This is a genomic window from Inquilinus sp. YAF38 (genome assembly GCF_052113205.1).
GTDB lineage: Bacteria > Pseudomonadota > Alphaproteobacteria > DSM-16000 > Inquilinaceae > Inquilinus.
Map to the genome: position 1 here is coordinate 35,447 of NZ_JBFRCU010000015.1, position 15,428 is coordinate 50,874.

14 protein-coding genes are annotated in these 15,428 nt (G+C 70.5%); 6 read left to right on the plus strand and 8 right to left on the minus strand.

Annotation, left to right across the window (positions count from 1 at the left end; translation table 11 throughout):
* Window positions 1–7 precede the first annotated feature (7 nt).
* Window positions 8–610 (plus strand): TetR/AcrR family transcriptional regulator, encoded by a 603-nt coding sequence (locus tag AB4Z01_RS09390; protein ID WP_441692783.1) that lies wholly within the window; start codon window positions 8–10, stop codon window positions 608–610.
* On the opposite strand, the gene AB4Z01_RS09395 is transcribed toward AB4Z01_RS09390, so the two are convergent.
* Both AB4Z01_RS09395 and AB4Z01_RS09400 read right to left on the minus strand, forming a co-directional pair.
* Window positions 607–3,171, minus strand: a complete 2,565-nt coding sequence (locus AB4Z01_RS09395) for a beta strand repeat-containing protein (RefSeq protein WP_441692679.1) — start codon at window positions 3,169–3,171, stop codon at window positions 607–609. The two genes, AB4Z01_RS09390 and AB4Z01_RS09395, sit on opposite strands and share 4 nt — an antisense overlap.
* A gap of 149 nt (window positions 3,172–3,320) precedes the next feature.
* On the minus strand, window positions 3,321–4,559 hold the full coding sequence (locus tag AB4Z01_RS09400) for a helix-turn-helix transcriptional regulator (protein ID WP_441692681.1): 1,239 nt from the start codon (window positions 4,557–4,559) through the stop codon (window positions 3,321–3,323).
* A gap of 138 nt (window positions 4,560–4,697) precedes the next feature.
* On the opposite strand from AB4Z01_RS09400, the gene AB4Z01_RS09405 reads away from it, so the two are divergent.
* The gene (locus AB4Z01_RS09405) at window positions 4,698–5,564 is read left to right on the plus strand and encodes a phosphotransferase (RefSeq protein WP_441692683.1); all 867 of its coding nucleotides are present in this window, start codon (window positions 4,698–4,700) and stop codon (window positions 5,562–5,564) included.
* Window positions 5,561–8,005 carry a GcvT family protein gene (locus AB4Z01_RS09410; RefSeq protein WP_441692684.1) on the plus strand — a complete coding sequence of 815 codons (2,445 nt, stop codon included), beginning with the start codon at window positions 5,561–5,563 and terminating at the stop codon, window positions 8,003–8,005. Before AB4Z01_RS09405 ends, AB4Z01_RS09410 begins: the two co-directional genes overlap by 4 nt.
* A 10-nt stretch (window positions 8,006–8,015) precedes the next feature.
* On the opposite strand, the gene AB4Z01_RS09415 is transcribed toward AB4Z01_RS09410, so the two are convergent.
* Window positions 8,016–8,477 (minus strand): Lrp/AsnC family transcriptional regulator, encoded by a 462-nt coding sequence (locus AB4Z01_RS09415; RefSeq protein ID WP_441692686.1) that lies wholly within the window; start codon window positions 8,475–8,477, stop codon window positions 8,016–8,018.
* Between the two features lie 155 nt (window positions 8,478–8,632).
* Between AB4Z01_RS09415 and AB4Z01_RS09420 the strand changes: the two genes are divergently transcribed.
* The 3 genes from AB4Z01_RS09420 (at window position 8,633) to AB4Z01_RS09430 (ending at window position 10,950) form a co-directional block, all read left to right on the plus strand.
* Window positions 8,633–9,634 (plus strand): ornithine cyclodeaminase family protein, encoded by a 1,002-nt coding sequence (locus AB4Z01_RS09420; protein ID WP_441692688.1) that lies wholly within the window; start codon window positions 8,633–8,635, stop codon window positions 9,632–9,634.
* Window positions 9,635–9,738: 104 nt separating this feature from the next.
* Window positions 9,739–10,314 carry an NADPH-dependent FMN reductase gene (locus tag AB4Z01_RS09425; RefSeq protein WP_441692690.1) on the plus strand — a complete coding sequence of 192 codons (576 nt, stop codon included), beginning with the start codon at window positions 9,739–9,741 and terminating at the stop codon, window positions 10,312–10,314.
* 204 nt (window positions 10,315–10,518) lie between these two features.
* Window positions 10,519–10,950 (plus strand): hypothetical protein, encoded by a 432-nt coding sequence (locus AB4Z01_RS09430; RefSeq protein WP_441692692.1) that lies wholly within the window; start codon window positions 10,519–10,521, stop codon window positions 10,948–10,950.
* 42 nt (window positions 10,951–10,992) lie between these two features.
* Here the strand turns inward: AB4Z01_RS09430 and AB4Z01_RS09435 are convergent, their stop codons facing one another.
* The 5 genes from AB4Z01_RS09435 to AB4Z01_RS09455 form a co-directional block, all read right to left on the minus strand.
* Window positions 10,993–12,450, minus strand: coding sequence for a S8 family serine peptidase (locus AB4Z01_RS09435; RefSeq protein ID WP_441692693.1), 1,458 nt, complete (start codon window positions 12,448–12,450; stop codon window positions 10,993–10,995).
* Window positions 12,447–13,094: an anti-sigma factor family protein gene (locus AB4Z01_RS09440; protein WP_441692694.1), complete on the minus strand. Its 648-nt coding sequence runs from the start codon at window positions 13,092–13,094 to the stop codon at window positions 12,447–12,449. The genes AB4Z01_RS09435 and AB4Z01_RS09440 overlap by 4 nt, the downstream gene beginning before the upstream one ends.
* Entirely contained in the window at window positions 13,066–13,593 is a 528-nt protein-coding gene (locus tag AB4Z01_RS09445) for an RNA polymerase sigma factor (protein ID WP_441692696.1), read from the minus strand. Before AB4Z01_RS09445 ends, AB4Z01_RS09440 begins: the two co-directional genes overlap by 29 nt.
* 87 nt (window positions 13,594–13,680) lie before the next feature.
* Entirely contained in the window at window positions 13,681–14,586 is a 906-nt protein-coding gene (locus AB4Z01_RS09450; protein ID WP_441692697.1) for a DMT family transporter, read from the minus strand.
* A 14-nt stretch (window positions 14,587–14,600) separates the two neighbouring features.
* Window positions 14,601–15,377: an SDR family NAD(P)-dependent oxidoreductase gene (locus AB4Z01_RS09455; RefSeq protein WP_441692698.1), complete on the minus strand. Its 777-nt coding sequence runs from the start codon at window positions 15,375–15,377 to the stop codon at window positions 14,601–14,603.
* Window positions 15,378–15,428 lie beyond the last annotated feature (51 nt).

Here is a 15,428-nt window from a genome sequence, read left to right on the forward strand (position 1 = left end):
GGTCGATATGGAACCGGATGCGAAATCGCGCGGCGGGCGGCCGTGGAGCTTCGACCGCGACAGGGCGGTCGAGACGGCCATGCGGCTGTTCTGGCGGCACGGCTATGAAGGGGTGTCGGTCGGCGACCTGACCAAGGCGATCGGCATCGCGCCGCCGAGCCTTTACTCGGCCTTCGGCAGCAAGGCCGGCCTCTACCGGGAGGCGCTGGACCGCTACGAGCACGGCCTCGGCTCGGTCGACGTGACGTCCATCGGTCCGGCCGCCACGCTGGCGGAGGCGGTGCGGCGGCTGCTTGAGACGGCGGTCCGGGCCGTCACCCATCCCGATCGCGAGCGCAGCTGCATGGTCTCCAGCGGCATGATCACCTGCCATCCCGAGCATGCCGCGCTGGCCCGCGATCTGGCCGCCCGGCGCGACGCCATCCGCGAGCGGATCGCACAGGCCCTGCAGCCCTTTGCCGATGCGGAGGAGGGGCGCCGTCTGGCCCGGCATCTGGCGGCGGTGATGCAGGGCATCTCGATCCAGGCCCGGGACGGCGCGACGCCGGCGGAGCTGCAGGAGATCGTCGAGGATCTGGTCGCGGGTGTCGCCGCGCGGCCCTTCCCCTAGAACACGAAGTCGGCGGCGACCAGGGCGATGGCCCCGGTCAGGGTGATGTTGAAGTCGGCGGTGGCGTTGCCGTCGACGTCGCCGGAGACGATGGTCCGGCCGGCGTCCTGCCAGATGTGGAGCTGCCCGGGCACATGGGTGAAGGCGGCGGTGCCGATGAAGCTGAAGGCCTGGTCGCCCGCGACGGTGGTCTTGGCGTCGATCCCGGCCAGGTCGATGCGGTCGCCCTGGGCGTGGCTGAAATCGGTGACGACATCAGCGTTGGCCCCGACCACGCTGTCGCCGAGCGCGGTGAACTGGAAGCGGTCCGCCCCGGCCCCACCGGTGAGCGTGTCATTGCCGGTCCGGCCGACGAGAAGGTCGTTGCCGTTCCAGCCCTGCAGCACATTGGCTCCGGCGTTGCCGTAGAGGCTGTCGCCGCCCTGGCTGCCGGAGAGGTGTTCGATCGAGACCAGGACGTCGCCCTGGGCTTCGCCGCCGCTCCCGAGGCCGCTGGCCAGGCTGACCACCACTCCGGTGGTCCCGCTGTAATAGCTGGCGGTGTCGCTGCCGGCGCCGCCGTCCAGCCGGTCCGCACCGGCCCCGCCGCGGAGCACGTCATTGCCACCCCAGCCGGCAAGGGTGTTGGCACCGGCGTTTCCGACCAGGCTGTCATTGCCCTGGTTGCTGCCGGTGAGGTTTTCGATGCCGGTCAGGGTGTCGCCCTGGGCGTCGCCGCCCGAGCCCAGGCCGGTGGCGAGGTTCGCCGTCACCCCGGAAGCGCTGGTGTAGTAGCTGGCCGTGTCGCTGCCGGTGCCGCCGTCGAGCCTGTCCGCACCGGCTCCGCCGCGGAGCACGTCGTTGCCGCCCCAGCCGGCCAGGGTATTGGCCCCGCCGGACCCGATCAGCGTGTCGCGCCCCGAATTGCTGCCGGTGAGGCTCTCGATGCCGATCAGGGTGTCACCCGCCGCGTCCCCGCCCGACCCGGTGCCGGTCGAGAGATCGACCGTCACCCCGGAAGCACTGGCGTAGTAGGTGGCGGTGTCGATGCCGGTGCCGCCATCGAGCCGGTCGGCCCCGGCGGCGCCGCGGAGCAGGTCGTTGCCGTCGCCGCCGATGAGCGCGTCGTTGCCGCCGGCACCGTCCAGGGCGTTGGCCAGGGCGTTGCCGGTGAGTTGGTCGGCAAAATCGCTGCCGGTGATGCTCTCGATGCTGCTCAGGACATCGCCCTGGGCGTCGCCGCCCGACACGGCGCCCGTCGCCAGACTGACCGAGACCCCGGCAGCGCTGTTGAGATAGAGGACCTCATCGACGCCCGAGCCCCCGTTCAGGTGATCGGCGCCCGACCCGTCGTAAAGCGCGTCATTGCCGTCACCTCCGTTTAGGGTGCTGCTGTCATCGCTGACGGCAATGAGCGCGTCATCGCCGCCATTGCCGTCCAGCACGCCGGCGTGGAGGGCGCCGGCCAGAAGATCGTCGTAAGCGGTGCCCACGAGGTTCTCGACGCTGACATCGACCCTGTCGCCCTCGGCCTCGCCGAAATGGCTGTCGCCGCCGACCGAGACGCTCACGCCCACCGTGCCGCCATAGACGACCGTGTCGATGCCGGAGCTGCCTATCAGCCTATCGGCCCCCGCGCCGCCGTTCAGCACGTCGTTGTCGGGCCCGCCGTAGAGATAGTCGTCGCCGGCATTGCCGATGAGATGGTCGTCGCCGTAATCGGCGGAAAACCAGTTGTCCGCCGCCGACCCGGTAACGGTGTCGTCGCCTGTCCCGGTCTGCGCCTCCTCGACATCGGCACTGATGATGTCGCCTTCCGCATCGCCGCCATGACCGCCCCCGCCGATCGTCAGAGTCATGCCGATATCGCCGTCATAGATGACGCGGTCGGTGCCGGCGCCGCCGCTGATCCTGTCCGCCCCGGCTCCGGCGAAAATCAGATCGTCACCATTGCCGCCCGTCGCGACATCGTCGCCGGCCTCATCCTGGATGACGTCATTGCCGTCGCCGCCGTCGATGGTGTCGTTGCCGTTGCCACCATAGAGCACGTCGTTGCCGCCTGCGCCACCGAGGCGATCGTCGCCGCCATTGCCATACAGCCGGTTGACGCCGGCGGACCCGGTCAGCGTATCGGCATAGGCGCTGCCCCCGAGATCCTCGATGTCGCCGGCGATGATGTCGCCCTGGGCGTCGCCGCCGGACGCGGCCAGCGTCGTCAGGTTGACGGCCACGGCAGCGCCGCTGCCGGCGTAGTCGGCCCGGTCGATCTGGTCGCCGCCGCTCAGTCGGTCGGCGCCCGCGCCACCGGTGAGGACATCGCGGCCATCGCCGCCATTCAGCGTATCACTGCCGGTTCCGCCCACCAGCGTATCGAAGCCGATACCACCGTTGAGCGTGTCGTCTCCGGTCCCGCCATCAAGCTGGTCGTTGTTGCGGGCATTGCCGGCTCCGCCATCGCCGTTGATCGTATCGTTCCCGTCTTCGCCATAAAGTACGTCATTGCCGTAGAGACCGGTGATCGTGTCGTCGCCCACCGTGCCGTGCAACGTATCGTCGGACCCGGTTCCGTTGATGATCGCCATGGCTCTCTCTCTTGTCGCCGGCGTCGCCGCTGGTCGTCGCCGGGCAGCATCCCCCTCGACGGACAAGGATAGAGGCAGTACTCCGGCCCGGCGTCACCCGATAGGGTGAGATCGATCGGGATCGATGTCCGTCCCGTCAGCCGCGCCTGTCACCGGGGATCGTCCTGCGGGCCGCCACCTGCCATCAGCCGGAGCGGCGCCATGAACCGCACCAGCTCGGCCTGGCCCCGGGTGTCCGTTTTCCCGAAGATGCGGTGCAGATGCGTCTTGACGGTGTTGGGCGAGAGGGCGAGGCGGCGTGCGATATCGGCCAAGCCTTCGCCCGTGGCGGCCGCGATCGCGACCCTGGCTTCCGCCTGCGTCAGGCCGAAGGCGTCCATCGCCCATGCCAGCGGAATCGCCTGCTTGTCGGCGGGATCGCCGATGAACACCATGACAGCGGCGTCCTTCAAGCCCGCCTCCGCATGACGGCCGGCATCCCGGCCGCGCACCGGAGAGGCGAGGATCGTCAGCGGTGGCAGGCCATGGCCGCGCGGAACGCCGATCGCTGCCGTCGGCGTGCCGCGCAAGGCCGCCTGCACAAGCTCGTCGAGCCTCCGCGTCTGGGACGCCGAACGATGCGTGATCTTCGCGTGGCGGAGGGACAAAGGCCCGCCCGCCCCATCCCAAGCGCGGGCTGCGCTGTTCGCGAAGATGATCTTCGCGTCGCGGTTCAGCAGAATCACGCCGACCGACAGACGGTCGAGCACCTGATATTCGGCGCGCTGCAGGCTGCGGTAGGCTTCGATGCGGAAACCGAGCTGCATCGCGCGCTGCAGGTGCGGTGAGAGCCCCGCCAGAAGCCGCAATTCGGTCTCGCCATAAGGCCCCTGGCGCGGCCCCCTGACCATGTTGAAGGCGGCCGTGAAATCCCGCTTTGCGGCGAGGGCGATCATCGCGTTGTGGCCCAGCCCCTGGGGCCGCAGCACCTCGTCGAAGAACGCGGTCCGTTGCAGGTCCGGCAAGGCCATGGCTTCGTCGGACGGCACGACCGCCCCGACCGGCCGGCTCATCATGTGCAGGCTCCAGGGGTTGCGCATGTGCCGCGCCTTGTAGACGCGGCTGCTCTCCTCGCTCAGCCCGCCATTGTGCTCGAAGAACACGACGGACTGCTTGACCGACTGGCCATACAGGACGCCGCCGGCACTGTCGGTCAGGGCGGCGATCCGGCGCAGGACCGATGGCCACAGATGCGCATCCGTGGCCGCGTCATAGATCAGGTCCAGCAACGTCTCTGGGATCTCTCGGCGATCGGTCATCCTGATATCCTGGCGGATCGGTGCGATGCAGGAGGGAGCGTCAGGCTGGCGATTCTCGCGGCTGAAAACCGTCTTCTCAGTGAAGATCATGAGTAAAAATTATGATGGGCTTGCCGAGAAGTCTCTATCGCCGGCGTGACAGCGGCGCGCCCTTCGCGCTCGCGCCCGCCCGCTGCGCCGTTCCCTCGCCCTGGAGAATTGCCCTATCGTATCGGCAGGGAGGCGCGAATGCCGGAGGCGTCGGACATCATCGCGGGGCTGGGCTGCTGGAGCGGGCGCGTCACCATCGCCCCGCTGGCCGGCGGGCTGACCAACCGCAACTACCGGGTCGACGATGCCGCAGGGGCCCATGTCGTGCGGCTGGGCGCCGACATCCCGCACCACCACATCCTGCGCTTCAACGAGCTGGCGGCCAGTCGCGCCGCCGCCTCCGCCGGGATCTCGCCCGAGGTCGAGCATGCCGAGTCCGGCATCCTGGTGACCCGCTTCGTCGCCGGCGAGACGCTGACGCCGGAACGGGTGCGGCAGCAGGCGCCGCGGGTGCTGGATCTGGTGCGCCGGGTGCACACCGAGATGCCGGCCCATCTGCGCGGCCCGGTCCTGGCCTTCTGGGTGTTCCATGTCGTGCGCGACTACGCCCATGCCCTGGAGGGGCGGCGGCCGGCGGCGGAGCTGGCCGGGCTGCTCGACCGCGCGGCGCAGTTGGAGTCGGCGGTGGGGCCGGTCGAGCTGGTGCTCGGCCACAACGACCTGCTGGCCGCCAACTTCATCGACGACGGCCGCCGGCTGTGGCTGGTCGACTGGGATTATGCCGGCTTCAACAGCCCGCTTTTCGACCTCGGCGGCCTGGCCTCGAACAACGGCTTCTCGGTGGCGGAGGAGGCGGCGATGCTGGACGCCTATTTCGAAGCGCCGGTTACGCCCGATCTGCGTCGGCGCTACGCCGCGATGAAGGCCGCCTCGCTGCTGCGCGAGACGCTGTGGAGCATGGTGTCGGAGATCCATTCGACGCTGGATTTCGACTACGCCGCCTACACCGACGAGAATCTGCGGCGCTTCGAAGGCGCCTGGGACGACTTCCAGAGGATGCCATGAACGCCTTTCCCACCCAGGCCCGTGCCGTGGTCATCGGCGGCGGCATCGTCGGGGTCTCGACCGCCTATCACCTCGCCCGGCTGGGCTGGGCCGACACGGTGGTGATCGAGCGGCACAAGCTGACCTCCGGCTCCACCTTCCATGCCGCAGGCCTGGTCGGGCAGCTGCGGTCCAGCGCCAACATCACCCAGCTGCTGGGCCATTCGGTTCGGCTCTACACCGAGCTCGAGCGCGAGACCGGCCTGGCCACCGGCTGGAAGATGAATGGCGGCCTGCGCCTGGCCTGCACCGAGGCGCGCTGGACCGAGCTGAAGCGCCAGGCCACCACGGCCCGCAGCTTCGGGCTGGAGATGCACCTGCTGTCGCCGCAGGAGGCGCAGGATCTGTGGCCGCCGATGCGGGTCGACGATCTGGTGGGCGCCGCCTTCCTGCCGACCGACGGCCAGGCCAACCCGTCCGACATCACCCAGTCCCTGGCCAAGGGCGCGCGCATGGCCGGCGCCGCGATCTGGGAGGACACCGAGGTCACCGGCATCGAGACCAGGGACGGTCGGGTGACCGCGGTGCTGACCAGCCGCGGCCGCATCGCCTGCGAGGCCGCGGTGAACTGCGCCGGGCAATGGGCGCGGGAGCTCGGCCGCATGGCCGGGGTCAACGTGCCGCTGGTGTCGGTCGAGCACCAGTACATGGTGACCGAGCCGATCGCGGGCGTGACCCGTACCCTGCCGACCCTGCGCGACCCCGACCGGCTGACCTATTGGAAGGAGGAGGTCGGCGGGCTGGTGATGGGCGGCTATGAGCCGAACCCGATCGCCTGGGCGGTCGACGGCATCCCCGAGGGCTTCAACTTCCAGCTCCTCCAGCCGAACTGGGATCATTTCCAGCAGATCATGGAGCTGGCGCTGGGCCGCGTGCCGGCGCTGGAGACGGCGGGGGTGAAGGAGCTGATCGCCGGGCCGGAAAGCTTCACCCCGGACGGCAACTTCATCCTCGGCGAGGCGCCGGAGCTGCGCGGCTTCTATGTCGGCGCCGGCTTCAACGCCTTCGGCATCGCCTCAGGCGGCGGCGCAGGCAAGGCGTTGGCAGAGTGGATCGCGGGCGGCGAGCCGCCCTACGACCTGTGGCCGGTCGACATCCGCCGCTTCGGCCGGGCCCAGGCCGATGTCGACTGGGTGCGCAAGCGGACGCTGGAGCTGTACGGCAAGCACTACACCATCGCCTGGCCGAATGAGGAGCATGCCAGCGCCCGGCCGCTGCGCCGGTCGCCGCTGTACGACCGGCTGAAGGCGCAAGGCGCCTGCTTCGGCGAGAAGCTGGGCTGGGAACGGCCGAACTGGTTCGCGGCGCCGGGCGAGGCGGCGGAGGAGATTCCGAGCTTCGGCCGGCCGAGCTGGTTCGAGGCGGTGGCGCGCGAGCACCGGGCGACGCGCGAGGCGGTGACCGTCTTCGACCAGTCCTCCTTCGCCAAATTCGCTTTGGTCGGCCGGGACGCCGAGGCGGCGCTGTCCTGGATCTGCGCCAACGACGTGGCGCGGCCGCCCGGCACGCTGACCTACACGCAGATGCTGAACGCCCGCGGCGGCATCGAATGCGACCTGATCGTCGCCCGTCTGGCCCAGGACCGCTACCACATCACCACCGGCACCGGCTTCGCCACCCACGACTTCGACTGGATCGCGCGCAACATCCCGACGGGTGCCGATGCCCATCTGGTCGACGTCACCTCGGCCTATGCGGTGCTCAGCTTGATGGGGCCGAAGGCGCGGGACGTGCTGCAGGCGCTGACCCGCGACGACGTCTCCGATGCCGGCTTCCCCTTCGGCCGGGTCCGCCAGATCGCCGTGGCCGGCGCCCCGGTGCTGGCGCTGCGCATCACCTATGTCGGTGAGCTGGGGTGGGAGCTGCACATCCCGACCGAATTCGCCGTCGGGGTCTATGAGGCGGTGATGGCGGCGGGCGCGGCGCACGGCATCGCCAATGCCGGCTACCGCGCGATCGAGACGCTGCGGCTGGAGAAGGGCTACCGCGCCTGGGGCAGCGACATCGGCCCGGACCACATGCCGCTCGAGGCCGGGCTCGGCTGGGCGGTGAAGCTGAAATCCGCCATCCCCTTCCTGGGACGCGAGGCGCTGGAGGCGCAACGCGGCCAGCGGCTCAAGGAGATCCTGACGACCTTCACGGTCGACGACCCTTCAGTGGTGCTGCTCGGCCGTGAGACCATCCTGCGCGACGGCAAGCCGGCCGGCTGGCTGTCCAGCGGCGGCTTCGGCCATACGGTCGGCAAGCCGATCGGCCTCGGCTATGTCCGCGACCCGGCCGGCCTGGACCGGGAGGCGTTGCTGGGCAGCCGCTACGAGCTGGAGGTCGCGACCGAGCGGGTGCCGTGCCGCGTGCATCTCGAGCCGCTCTACGACCCGCGGATGGAGCGGGTGAAGGGATAGGGCAGGCCCGCTAGACGGGCAGGGGCGCGTCCGGCTTCACAGCGGCGATCGACGCGTAGGTGTGGGTCTCCCGGACCCCCGGCAGGGGCAGGATGACCCGCTGCAGGAAGTCCTGGAACGCTGCCATGTCGGCGATCCGGGCCTTGACCAGGTAGTCGAAGCCGCCGACCACCATGTGGCACTCCAGTATTTCCGGCGCGCGCCGAACGGCCTCGGCGAAATGATCGAAGACCTGCGGGGCGGTGTGGTCGAGCCGGACCTGGATGAAGACCAGCATCCCGCGGCCGAGCTTGCGAGGATCGAGCACGGCCCGGACCGCGGTGATGAACCCGTCGCGGAACAGCCGCTTGACCCGCTGGCTAGTGCCGGTCGGCGACAGGCCCACCTGCGCGGCGAGGTCGAGGGTCGTTCGGCGTCCATCCTCCTGCAGCAGCCGCAGAAGCGCGCGATCGACTCCGTCGAGATCGGTCATGTGAAAGGCACTTTCAAACAGACGCATAGGTTTGAATTTCACTTAGAGATCGCAAAATCAACGTATTTTATCACGCGCATCGCTGCCATAGCCTTGCGGCATCAAGGTCATTCATGCCGGTTCCCGATCGGGGCCCGGCACTCAGGAGGTTGAGAATGCCGAAGGCCGAGGTTGCTTCGATCGCTCTCCCGTCGCTGTCGAAGGGAGAGACCAGGATCCTGACATTGAGCGAGGCGGAGGTGCGGGCCTGCATCGACCCGCTGCAGCTGCTGGATGCCCTGGACGCCGGCTTTAGGGCCCTGGCGCTGGGCCGGGTGGTCACCCCGGCACGACCGCAGCTCGACATCCCGCAGGTCGGGTATTCCCTGGCGATGCCGGCCTGGACGGACGGCATGAATCTGACGGTGAAGATCGTCAACGTCTTCGAAGGCAACATCGGCCGGGGTATTCCCAGCCATCTCGCCACCATCCACCTGTTCGACCCGACCAGCGGCCTGCCGGTCTGCATCATGGACGGCACCTATATCACGGCGGTCCGGACCTCCGGCTCCGCGGTGCTGTCGGTGCGCGAACTCGCCCGCCGGAATGCCAGGGCGGCCACCGTGGTGGGGGCGGGCGTGCAGGCCGACCAGCATCTCAGCCTGCTGCCGCTGGTGCGGGATTTCGCCGAGATCCGCGTCGTCTCGAAACGCTTCGAGGATGCCGAGGCCCTGGCCGCGCGCCATCCCGGCGTCACCCCGGCGGCCGAGTTGGAAGCAGCCGTCCGCTCATCCGACGTGGTCTGCATAGCGACCCATTCCTATGAGCCGGTGATCGACGCCGGCTGGGTCCGGCCGGGGACCCATGTCTCGTCGGTAGGGGTCGCGCCGCCGGGCGGCGAATTGCCGGTCGCTCTGGCTCGCGCGGCCACGCTCTATGTCGAGACCATCGACGCCTTCGAGCCCACCCCGGTGGGATCCTGCGAACTGGCCGGCCTCGATCCGGATGCCGGCATCACGCTTGGCGACATGCTGCTCGCACGCCGGCCGGGCCGTGTCTCGGCGGACCAGATCACGGTCTACAAGGCGATGGGGACGGCGATGGAGGACATGGTGGCGGCAGACCTTGCCTATCGCCACGCCCGCCGGTCGGGCAGGGGCACGACGATTACCCTGTAGAGGTCCTCGATCCTTCGCAACGCCGCCGCGAGAAAAGCCTCTAGATCTAAACCTCACTTCAACTTGTAGGGTGCCCCGACTCACCACCAATCGAGGGGCACATCATGGACCAACTCCGCATCGGCTTGATCTATGGCAGCGTCCGCGACGGCCGGTTCTGCGACATCGTCGCCGGTTGGGCGGCCGGGGAGATCGAGCGGGCCGGCGGCTTCGCGCTCGACACCATCGACCCGCGCGCGCTCGGCCTGCCGGATTGGAGCGGCCGGCGCGACGGGGAGGGCGTCGCCGCCCTCCGCGAGCGCATCGACCGGGCCGACGCCTTCGTCGTGGTCACGCCGGAATACAACCACGCCTATCCGGCGGTGCTGAAGTTCATGATCGACTGTGCCTATGCCGAATGGCAGGCCAAGCCGGTGGCCTTCGTCAGCTACGGCGGCATCTCCGGCGGCTTGCGCGCGGTGGAGCAGCTGCGCCTGGTCTTCGCCGAGCTGCATGCGGTGACGTTGCGCGACACGGTCAGCCTGGCCTCCGCCCCGCRCCGCTTCGATGCCGCCGGCCGGCTGATCGAGCCGGAGCAGACCACCGCCGCCATGACGGTGATGCTGAAGGCGCTGCACTGGTGGGGGACCACCCTGCGCCAGGCCCGCGCCGTGGCTCCCTATGCCGAGGCGCTGGCCTAGGGTCCCACAAAAAGAGCCCCGCCGGAGGAGGCGGGGCCGAGGGGTCCAGTGGTGGAAGGGAGCTCTCGCACCCCCCAACAGACAGACGATGCAGAGGCGCGGTCTATTCCGAGATTTTTCGCCTCGGGATCGGCGCGGAGCCCGGTGGCCGGCGATGTCTCCGTGTCAGCGGCCGGGGCCGCTCCGACCGCCATGTCCGCCGCCATGATCATCACCGCCGCGGTCGTCGCCGCCGCGGTCATCCCCGCCGTCATTCCGACCGCCCTGGTGATGGCCGTCGTCGTGGTCACCGTCGGCGTGGTGCCCGTTGTCGTTCGGCCCGTCATCGTTGCCGACACCACGATCGTCCGCATGCCCGTCGTCGTGCCCGCGGCCCGTCTCGCCGCGGCGCCGGTCGTCGCCGGACTCGACGCCGCGTCCGCGATCGTCGCCCGGTTCGACCTCGCGTCGGCGATCCTCCGCCCGGACATGGACGAGGCCGTTCATGTTGCGGGCTGTGGCCTGCGACGCGTCGAGCGCCGCCGCTTCGGCTGGTCTCGGCCCGCCCGTCATGGCCACGCTGCCGAGCAGCAGCGCGAGGGGGATCACGGTGGTCGCGAAGCGCTTCGTCTGCATGTCTTGTCCTCCAGTCGATGAAGCCGGTTTGGCCTTCACATCGACAACGAGGAGGTCCTGCCCTTATTCCGGCAGCGCGGAGACATTCCCGATATCGCAGCCGCGGGGCGCCTGGACGAGGCCGTAGCCATAGACCGGATCGGGGCCCGGCGCGCCGAGATCAATCGCCTGCGATGCGAGCTGCCGGAGAGCGTCGGACCGGTTCGTCACCCGTCCGGAATCGGCGGCGAGGGCGGCGACCACGAAGGGCACCGCGAAGGAGGTGCCGGTGACGAGCCGCGGCGTGCCGTCGGCGGCCGAGACGGGCACGCGGACGCCGGGCGCGGAGATGCCGATGTAGCTGCCGCGATTGGCATGGTCGTAGACCGCCCGATGGTGATCGACCGCGGTGACGGCCACGACCTCCGGCAGCGCTGCCGGGTAGGCCGGCGGGGCGTCCGGACCGTCGTTCCCGCCGGCGGCAACCATGATCAGGCCTGCCTGTGCCGCCCGTCGCGCGGCYTCGGCCAGCACGGCGTTGTCGGGGCCGGTGAAGCTGAGTCCGACGACCGGAACATGCTGCGCGGCCATCCAGTCGAGGGCGCGCGCCACTGCGGCGACGCTGGCGACCGGGCCGCGGTCGTCGCCCGGCTCGAACACGTCGGCGGCCGCCAGCCGTGCCGCGGGCATCAGGCCACCCGTGCTGCCGCTGCCGACCAGCAGCGTCGCCACCGCATCGCCGTGCTGCTCGTCCCCGTCGCCGGGCGCCGCGAAGTCGGCGGCCACCAGCCGCGGGCCGAGCCGCCGTCGCGCCGCCGCGGACAGGCCCGTGTCGATCATCCCGACGATGGCGCCGGCGGTGCAGACGCCGGCGCGCTGGTCCCATCCGACCAGTCGCCGCGGATAGTCGGGGGGCGGCAGCGACACGGTGCCGGACGATCGATACAGCTGGTGGACATCCAGCAGCAGGTCCGGGAAGCGTTGCCGAAGCAGGGCACGGGCCGCCTCCGGCGTCTGCCCGGCGGGAACCCTCAGGCGGACGAGAAATCCGCCGATCCGCCACAGCGGCCGCTCCTCGATCGGCCGGAAGCCGATCCGGCGGAGCCCGGGGAGATGGGATCGGGCGACATCGTCGAGGGCGACGATCTCGTCCCGGACGACATCGTGATCGCCGCCGTCACGCGACGGCCGGGCGGAGGGCGTCGTTCCGGTCCCGGATGCGGAATCATCGGCGGACAGGCCGTCGTCGTCGCCGTCATCGCCTGATCCACTGCCGCTGTTTCTGCCATCGTCGGAACTACCGCTGCCCGAGTTGCTGCTGCCCGAGCCGCTGTTGCTGCCGGAACTGCCGCTCCCTGAATTGCTGCTGCCTGAGCCGCTATTGCTGCCCGAGCCGCCGCCGCCGTGTCCGCCGCCGCCCCCGTCGTCGCCGCCATGTCCATCCTTGGCATAGACGGACCAGTCGGCCCAGCGGACGCCTGGATCGAGCGGCAGGACGAGGCCGAGAAGCACCAGACCGGCGATCCAGGCGAAGCGGCTCATGGTTGCGTGGCCCCGTTCGGCGGCAGTGTGAGGACTGACCAGCCTCCGTCGCTGTCCTTGCAGGCGATGCCGTCGGCCGCTCCAGGCCCCTCGATCCGGAAAGCGCGGCATCGGTAGGGGAGGCCGGTGTCGACGGCGCCGATGATCCGGATGTGCCCGGCTTCGGTCGTGCTTCCGTCCGGGCCGCTGTCGAGGGCCGCCAGAAGCTCGGCCCCGACCACCTCGTCCCCGATCGAGGGCGCCGATCCCGCTGCGGGGCGCAGGGTCCCGCCCGGCATGTCGCCGCTGCGGGCAACCATGAGGCCGGCCAGCAGTGCGACGGCCGCGACCGTCGCCGCGAAGGCGGGGCCGCGCCAGCCGACCAGACCCAGGCGGCCCAGAAGGTCGAAGCGCCGGGGCGCGGCGGATGCCGCCGGGCGCGGCGCCGCCAGGGCCTCGAGGCTTGGCGGCAGGGGCGCCGTGAGCGCATCGGTGAAGGCACCGCGGGCGGCCTGTCCGCCGGACTGCATCAGCCGCGCGATCTCGGCCGCTTCCGGATCGTCCCGCAGGATCATGGCAATCCGCGCAGCCTCCGGCGCCGGCAGCTCGCCGTCCAGATAGGCGACGATCTCGGCGTCATCCCAGGATCTTGAGCCGCGTGTCATGGTCCCGACCTCTCTCCTCGCCCTCCAGGGCCCGGCCGAGCGCCAGCCGCGCCCGGGCCAGGCGGCTCATCACGGTTCCGATCGGGATCTCCAATATGTCTGCAGCCTCACGGTAGGCCACCCCATCGATCGTGACGAGAAGCAGCACGGCCCGCTGCTCTTCCGGCAGGGCGGCGATCGCCCGCTCGACCGTGCCGAGAGCCAGCCGGGCTTCCCCGGCATGCGGGCGCTCGTCCGGCAGCTGGGCCAGCAGATCCGGGTCCGCCTCGGGCCGTCTCGCGGCCTGGCGACGGCGGTCGATCCAGGTGGTCTGGACGATCCGGAACAGCCAGCTGTCGAGACGGGTTCCCGGCGTGAACTGGTCTGCGCGGGCGAGGGCCTTCTCGCAGGCCGCCTGCACCAGGTCGTCGCCCTCGTCGCGCGACCCTGCCAATCCCCAGGCGAAGCGCCGGAGCCGCGGAAGATAAGCTGCCAGGTTCGATCGGACATGATCCGCCACGCGTTGTCCCCGTTCGTGACTCGACAACGGCCGGGGCCGGCCTTTAGTCCGTTCGTCTGCACAGCGAGGATTGTTTCGCGCCCGCCGTCACCGCGCGAAGGTCGCCAGAGCGACGCCGCCGAGGGTCAGGGCCAGGGCGCCGATCTCGCGCAGGCCGAACGGGTCGCCCAGCAGCGCCACCGAGGCGAGCACGCCGACCACCGGCGCCAGCAGCGACCCGATGGTGGCGACCGAGGCCGGCAGCCGGCGCAGCGCCGCGAACCAGCAGACATAGGCGAGGCCGAAGGCGAGAACGCCGCCATAGGCCAGCGCCGCCCAGGCCTTAGCCTCCAGCGCCGCGAAATCCGGCTGTTCGAGCAGTTGCCACAGCAGCAGCAGCGGCAGCAGGCCGAGCCCGGTCTGCCACGCCACCAGGGCGGTCGGCGGCATCGTCACCGGCGCCCGCTTGGCCAGCACGGTGCCGAGCGCGAACAGCATCGACCCGGCCAGGGCGAAGGCCACGCCGGGCAGCTTGGCGGCGAGATCGGTCTCGCCCGGCGTGCCGTGCGCGACCAGCAGCACGATGCCGGACAGGCCCAGCACCAGGCCGGCGCCGCGGGCCGGGGTCGGCCGCTCGCCCAGCAGCGGCCAGGCCAGCAGCGCGGCCCAGATCGGCAGGGTGTAGGCCAGGATCGTGGTCTCCGACGCCCGCAGCCACAGGAGCGAGAGCGTGGTCAGCGCCATCCAGGCGGCGACGTTGAGCGCGGCGGCCAGGCACAGCCGGCCCCATTGGCCGCGCGGCGGCATCAAGGATTCGCGGCGCGCCAGGGCGATCGCCAGCACCAGGACGGTGCCGATCAGGCCGCTCGCCGCCCGCACCGAGAAGGGCGGCAGCACCCCAACCAGATACTTCACCAGCGGCCAGTTGAAGCCCCACATCAGGCTGGTCGCGACCAAGAGGCCCAGCCCCTGGACGCACACTCCTGGGCCGCTGGATGCGGCGTTCGTCGCCATCAGGCCGCGGCCCGCTACACGACCACGGGGCTCTGCAGCCCGTCCATGCTGATGTTGACGCCGGTGATGTACGCCGCCTTGGCCGAGGCCAGGAACAGCACGGCGTCGGCGATCTCCTCCGGCTGCGCCCCGCGGCCGAGCGGAATGCGCGACACCGCGCGCTGCCGCGCCTCCTCCAGGGTGATGCCGTGCAGGCGGGTCTCGGCCTGCAGCCCTTCGGCCACCCGCTCGGTCTCGGTCAGTCCGGGGTTGAGGCCGACGACGCGGACGCCTTTGCCGGCATAGGCGAGGGCGAGGCCGGCGGTGGCCAGCATCAGCGCGGCATTGGCGGCGCCGCCGGCGATGTGGACCGTCGACGGCACCTTGCCGCCATTGCCGATGACGTTGACGACGACGCCGGTGCCGCGCGCGGCCATGCGCTTCACCACCGGGTCGATGACGTTGATGTAGGAGAAGAACTTGGCGTCCATCGCCGCCTTGTAGGCCGCGGGGGTCAGCTCATCCGCCGGGGTGCGTCGGGCAGCGCCGGCCGAGTTGACCAGCACGTCGATCGGGCCGAGCTGACGCTCCGCCGCCTCTACGGCGGACAGCGCCGCCGCCGCGTCGGTCAGGTCGGCGGCGATGGCGACGACGCCGAGCAGCCCGGCCGCGGCGCGGTCGAGATTGGCTTGGGCGCGCGAGACGATGGCGACCCTGGCGCCTTCCGCCAGGAAGGCCTTGGCGCAGGCCAGGCCGATGCCCTTCGATCCGCCGGTCACCAGCACGGTCTTTCSGGTCAGGCCGAGATCCATGGAACGCTCCTCAATGACGGCGTCGCCAGTCCCGGTCCGTCATTGCGAGGA